Source organism: Saccharothrix sp. NRRL B-16348, from assembly GCF_001280085.1.
In the GTDB taxonomy this organism is placed as follows: domain Bacteria; phylum Actinomycetota; class Actinomycetes; order Mycobacteriales; family Pseudonocardiaceae; genus Actinosynnema.
The window spans coordinates 1-1,310 of the sequence record NZ_LGED01000060.1; the positions used below are offsets into that span (position 1 = coordinate 1).

Consider the following 1,310-nt stretch of genomic DNA (forward strand, 5'->3'; position numbering starts at 1 on the left):
GGGACTTGACCCTGGATGTTGGACACCAGACACACTTGGATCCTGACGATCCGGGTGGACAGGAGTCCCGTTCAGATGGTGATGAAGCACTACCCGCCGGAGTTCCGGGCCGAGGCGGTCGCGCTCTACCGGTCCCGCCCCGGCGCGACGATCAAATCGGTGGCCCAGGACCTGGGCGTCAACCACGAGACGCTGCGCAACTGGATCCGGCTCGACGACGCACAACGCACCGAGGCACCCGCCACCACCACCGCGAGCGCCTCCGCGACGGCCTCGCCGGAGGACGAGAACGCCGCACTGCGCAGGCGGATCCGCGAGCTGGAGGAGGAACGCGACATCCTGCGCAAGGCGGCCCGGTATTTCGCAGGGGAGACGCGCTGGTGAACCGCTTCGGGTTCGTCTCCGAAAACCGACGCCAGTACGGCGTGAAGCGGTTGTGCCAGGTCATCGGCCTGGCCCGGTCCAGCTACTACCACTGGAAGGCCACCGAACCCGACCGGGCCGCACGGGCCGCGGACGACGCGGACCTGGCCGGCCGCATCCGGGTGATCCATCGCGAGTCGGCGGGCACCTACGGCGTCCCGCGGATCACCGCCGAACTGCATGACACCGGGCATGTGGTCAACCACAAGCGCGTCGCCCGCGTGATGCGCGGGATCGGCCTGGCCGGGCTGCGGCTGCGCCGCCGGCACCGCACCACCACGGCCGACCCCACCGCGGTCAAGGCCCCGGACCTGCTCGGACGCGACTTCACCGCCCGGACACCGAACACCCGCTACGTCGGCGACATCACCTACCTGCCCATCGCCGACGGCACCTTCCTCTACCTCGCGACCGTGATGGACCTGTGCTCGCGCCGCTTGGTCGGCTGGGCCGTCGCCGACCACATGCGCGTCGACCTCGTCCTCGACGCCCTGCACGCGGCGGAGCGGACACGGGGCAGCCTGGCCGGGGCGACCTTCCACAGCGACCACGGAGCCCAATACGGCGCCACATCCTTCGCCGATGCCTGTCGCACCGCCGGGGTCACCAGGTCCATGGGCGCGGTCGGCAGCTCGGCCGACAACGCCGCCGCCGAGAGCCTCAACGCCTCCTTCAAACGCGAAACACTGCAAGGCGCCCGGAGTTGGGGCAGCGAAAGGGAAGCACGGCTGGCGGTGTTCGGCTGGGCGCACCGCTACAACACCCGACGGCGCCACTCCCACCTCGGCCAGATGTCCCCGATCGACTACGAGAACAGCCTGCTACCAACACCGGTTACGCTGACCTCAGCCGCATAACCCCGTGTCCAACATCCAGGGTCAAGTCCC

1 protein-coding gene is annotated in these 1,310 nt (G+C 69.5%); it reads left to right on the plus strand.

Features of this window, described 5'->3' with window-relative positions; all coding sequences use genetic code 11:
• Nucleotides 1–75: 75 nt before the first annotated feature.
• Nucleotides 76–1,280, plus strand: a protein-coding gene (locus tag ADK67_RS08885; protein WP_157620021.1) for an IS3 family transposase whose coding sequence is annotated in 2 segments (ribosomal slippage) — nucleotides 76–370 and nucleotides 370–1,280 — 1,206 coding nt in all. Because the reading frame shifts where the segments join, the coding sequence is not laid out codon by codon here.
• The last annotated feature ends 30 nt before the right edge of the window (nucleotides 1,281–1,310 follow it).